A 3,894-nucleotide genomic window follows, 5' to 3' on the forward strand; every position below is an offset into this window, starting at 1 on the left:
CGGGTGAGCGGAGCACAGGGAGCGCCCAACTCGTCGGTCTCGGTCCGGTCCCGGATCAGCATGGTCTTGCGGATCAGCATCAGGCGGTCTCCTTTATTGGTTCGGGGGTTGCTCCGGTCTTGAGCATCCGGAACAGAACGGCCACAGGGAAAACAAGGGCAAAGAGCGCAGCGCCGCAGAGGATGGCGCTCTCAGGCGTCCCGGTCCGGTCGAGGAGCCAGCCTGCGACCGGCGGGCTTGCCGTCATGATGGCATAATAGACAGTGAAGAAGACCCCCATGCCAAAAGCTCGTCTTTCGGGCGCGACGGCCTGACCTGCCAGCGCCATGATGACACCGGCAGGGGCCATGCCGACCAAACCGAAGAGCAGGCTTGCCGCCAGCTCCGCGCCAGGCAGGCTCAGCAACATCAGGGCCAGAACTGCGCCTGCCATGCAGACGGCAAGGATCGTCTCGCGCCGACCGAGCCGGTCGGCGATCTGGCCGCAAAAGGTCCCCGACAGGATCATCAGCCAGCTGCCGACGCTGATCACCGAGGCCGCCGCAAGCGTGTTCATTCCCTGCGCCTCCAACATGGTCGGGCCGAAGCTGAGGTAGACGACATAGCCCGCGTTGAACACACCCCAGGCGAAACCCGCCAGGACGATCAGCCCCCATTCACGCGGCAAGAGTCCCTTGATCCGGCTTGCGGTGCGGGACGGCAGGTCATGCGGCGGTCGGTAGAGGGTCAAAACGGCCAGGGCCGCCAGCGCGCACCAGATGGCCGCCACACCAAAAGGGACGCGCCAGCCATGAACCTCGGCCAGCCAGGTGTGCCCAACCTGTCCCATGGCGATCCCGAAGGGCCAGCTCATCACGAGGATGCTCATAGCTGTGGCGATCTCGCGGCCCTCGAACCAGTCCGCGACCATCTTGGTGAAGTAGAGCATAGCGAACAGGAACCCGACGCCGGAGACGACACGCCCAAACCCGATGCCTGGAGGTTCGGACGCCATTGCCGACAGCGCGCTGCCGAGCGCCAGCGCGCCAAGCCCAAACCCGGCAAGCACGCGGTCCGAGGCGAACCGGCCGGAAAATCCCGCAGGCAGGGCCAAAAAAAGACCCGGCGCCATGAACAGACCGATCATGAGACCGATCTGCGCATTGTCGAGGCCGAACGCATCCGTCAGGTTTCCGCCGACCGCGCCCATGGTCTGGAACTGAAACCCCAAGCCAACGCGGGCAGCGAACAGCAGTGCCAGGATGCGCCAGCGCATCACGCCCAGCCCAGTTGACGCAACGCCTGCGCGTCATTCCAGATCTTGGTCATGTGCGTAATGCGGTCTCCGTCAAACCGCATGACGTAGGCATAGTCCGAGGCAACAGACTTGCCTGTCGCCTCGCCCGGCCCGCCCGCGCCGGTCTGGGTGCCGTGGAACACAGCCGAGGCGACCACCGTGCCGCGATCAACATCCACGGCAAAGGCGGTCAGGTCGTAGCGCCCGTCCGGGATCGGCCCTAACAGGCCCTTCATCCATTCGGTGTAGCCCTCCAGCGTGGTCGTCTCGGCGAGTGCATCTGCCTGGCAGGCAAAACTGGCACTGTCATGGCAAAAGGCGTTGCAGGCCGCCCAGCCGCCGCCGGTTTCGCAGGCCTCGAAAAAGCTCCGTGCTGTCTGTTCGAGTGTCATTGGTCCGTCTCCCTATTGATGACGGGATCAGGATGCGCCCATCGCCGGACATGAAACATCGGTCAATTGCAGTAATTTGAGCTTCGAGAGTGCAGTATTCGGCTACTGCATTTGCAGGATTGCCTGATCGACCCCGGTGCAACAGGATCGGAGACAGACCCTGCCAAAGGACATGCCACCTCCGTGTCGCCCGAAGACATCCTCAGTCCCCGCGAGATCGAGATCGCCAGCGCATATGCGCAGGGGGATACCTATCAGGCGATCGCAGCCCGGCTGGGCATCGCGCCGTCGACTGTGCGCACCCATCTCGCCACGATCTACCGCAAGCTCGAAGTGTCATCCAAGCTGGACCTGCATGCCCGGCTGGGCGGTGCTCTGCCAACATCGGAGATGCTCACCGATCACGCGGCCGTCATCTCGGAACTGGCGCTGAGCCTTGAGGAGTCGCTGCGTCGCGAGCAGGCGCTCGCCGAGGTGCTGCGCATCATCAGCCGGTCGCGTGGCGACATCGACACCGTAATGTCGTCGATCCTCGGTTTTGCACTTGACCTCTGCGAGGCGGAGTTCGGCATTCTCTTTGAGCATGGTGGGCAAGGGAGATACGCGGCCAGTCACACACGGGGCATCCCTGAGCCGTTCAGGGACTGGCTCGACACGCAAGGCATCTTCACGGCCAGCCCACGCACTGGTCTCGGTCGACTGGCGACAAGCCATGCCGTTGTGAACATCTATGACGTTCGGGCGGAGGAAATATTCCAGACCGACGATCCGCTGCGCTATGCGACCGCTATGCTCGGCGGCGCCCGATCATTCGTCGCCATCCCGATGATGTCGGGCGATAGTTTGGTCGGAGCCTTCACGATTTACCGGCAGTCGGTCCGGCCCTTCGGGGCGCAGGCTACCACGCTTGCGCAGACCTTTGCCGACCAAAGTGTCATCGCGCTCGACAACGCACGGATGATAGGTGCCTTGCGGCAAGAAGCACCCCCAGCATGAACGCCACCGGTGATCCTCTGAGCCCTCGTGAACGACAAATCGGCGAGGCCTTGGCGGGTGGCGAGACCTATCAGCAGATCGCCGATCGCCTAAACCTCGCCCCATCGACCGTCCGCACCCATCTTGCGATGATCTACCGCGTCTTGGAGTGCTTTTCCTTCTTGAGCGTCATGCCGTCCACCGGATTCTGATCCAGGTAGCCGTGGCTCACCAACCACTTACAGAAAGCCCCCAAGCTCGATAGATGACGGTTGACGGTGCGGTGGGTGATTGTCGGTTTGCCGACCCGTGCGTTGTGTTGCACAGTCTGCTCAAAGGGCAGCCTGCTGAATACCTTACTTTCGGTTGCTTTGACGGGATACTTGAGAAGCAGCGCTTTTCATTCTCGCACGTTCTTCTTCAATGTGTCAGCCTTCACCTGATTAGGGTTTTCGGGGCATATACTTCGAAGACTTCCATGATGTGGTATCCCCCATGGGATCCGGGAATTCTCCGAATAAGGGCCGAAATGCCTTTACTCGAAGCTAAGTTGACCATACCCGACCAAAAGCCGATCACATCACCAAAGTTGCGATCGCTCGACTTGGCCTGGCTCGCCGCTGCTGCGGTAGTTGACCTTTGTTCGCGGCGCTATGCCCATGTCTTCCAGCCGGTCGCGCGGCATGAGTTCGAGACGCCGTGCATCAGCCTTCATGCGAATAGCTTGATCAACATGGTGCAGAAGGTTGGCTATGGCTTTGCTATGAAAGAGGACGAAGCGGGTGTTGGAAAGAATGCGGATCATCGGGTTTTTCCTTGGTTGAGTGTCGTGATGCCTCCATTCTCGACACTGCCCGCAATCGAACCGCAAAATGCAGGCTATCCGGGTCGACAAACCGTGCAATAGTTCCGTCAAAACCGCGCAACAGAACGTGAATTCTGCCAATGTCTGTGAACATGCCTCATTTGATACTGCATTTGACTGGACCGTTCCGCGCTGAATTGGGCAGCGTTCCGCTGTCGGGACTCAGCCGCCGGGCACAGGGTATGTTGGCTTACATAGCTCTTCAGCCCAGGATGCGCGCGGAGCGCAGCGCTCTGGCTGACCTGCTCTGGTCCGATCGTAGCGAGGAACAAGCCCGGGCGTCGCTCCGCCAAGAACTGTCGCAGTTGCGAAAGGCCCTGGGCGAAACGGTGCACGCGGACCGACAAGCCGTCTGGCTGGATGAAGCAGCCGTTACGGTGCGCCGC

General features: G+C 61.4%; 5 protein-coding genes and 1 pseudogene. 3 read left to right on the forward strand and 3 right to left on the reverse strand.

The annotated features are described in order from the left end of the window. Positions 1 to 79 precede the first annotated feature (79 nt). Both LCF60_RS23675 and LCF60_RS23680 read right to left on the reverse strand, forming a co-directional pair. On the reverse strand, positions 80 to 1,255 hold the full coding sequence (locus LCF60_RS23675; protein ID WP_292294991.1) for an MFS transporter: 1,176 nt from the start codon (positions 1,253 to 1,255) through the stop codon (positions 80 to 82). Then, on the reverse strand, positions 1,255 to 1,668 hold the full coding sequence (locus tag LCF60_RS23680; protein WP_292294992.1) for an ester cyclase: 414 nt from the start codon (positions 1,666 to 1,668) through the stop codon (positions 1,255 to 1,257). The genes LCF60_RS23675 and LCF60_RS23680 overlap by 1 nt, the downstream gene beginning before the upstream one ends. 183 nt (positions 1,669 to 1,851) lie before the next feature. On the opposite strand from LCF60_RS23680, the gene LCF60_RS23685 reads away from it, so the two are divergent. Together LCF60_RS23685 and LCF60_RS23690 are read left to right on the forward strand one after the other, a co-directional pair. Next, positions 1,852 to 2,664 carry a LuxR C-terminal-related transcriptional regulator gene (locus LCF60_RS23685; RefSeq protein WP_292294993.1) on the forward strand — a complete coding sequence of 271 codons (813 nt, stop codon included), beginning with the start codon at positions 1,852 to 1,854 and terminating at the stop codon, positions 2,662 to 2,664. Further along, positions 2,661 to 2,855, forward strand: coding sequence for a LuxR C-terminal-related transcriptional regulator (locus LCF60_RS23690; protein WP_292294994.1), 195 nt, complete (start codon positions 2,661 to 2,663; stop codon positions 2,853 to 2,855). Before LCF60_RS23685 ends, LCF60_RS23690 begins: the two co-directional genes overlap by 4 nt. Positions 2,856 to 3,223: 368 nt before the next feature. On the opposite strand, the gene LCF60_RS23695 is transcribed toward LCF60_RS23690, so the two are convergent. Beyond that, complete coding sequence (locus tag LCF60_RS23695) at positions 3,224 to 3,448, reverse strand: hypothetical protein (RefSeq protein ID WP_292294995.1); 225 nt, start codon at positions 3,446 to 3,448, stop codon at positions 3,224 to 3,226. A gap of 152 nt (positions 3,449 to 3,600) precedes the next feature. On the opposite strand from LCF60_RS23695, the pseudogene LCF60_RS23700 reads away from it, so the two are divergent. Beyond that, positions 3,601 to 3,894, forward strand: a pseudogene (locus LCF60_RS23700) (transcriptional regulator); the annotation flags it as partial.

The organism is Marivita sp., from assembly GCF_020055635.1.
GTDB lineage: Bacteria > Pseudomonadota > Alphaproteobacteria > Rhodobacterales > Rhodobacteraceae > Marivita.

Coding starts and splice junctions, on each gene's coding strand:
- LCF60_RS23675 (WP_292294991.1), bottom strand. CDS start 1,255: ATGCGCTGGCGCATCCTGGCACTGCTGTTCGCTGCCCGCGTTGGCTTG.
- LCF60_RS23680 (WP_292294992.1), bottom strand. CDS start 1,668: ATGACACTCGAACAGACAGCACGGAGCTTTTTCGAGGCCTGCGAAACC.
- LCF60_RS23690 (WP_292294994.1), top strand. CDS start 2,661: ATGAACGCCACCGGTGATCCTCTGAGCCCTCGTGAACGACAAATCGGC.
- LCF60_RS23695 (WP_292294995.1), bottom strand. CDS start 3,448: ATGATCCGCATTCTTTCCAACACCCGCTTCGTCCTCTTTCATAGCAAA.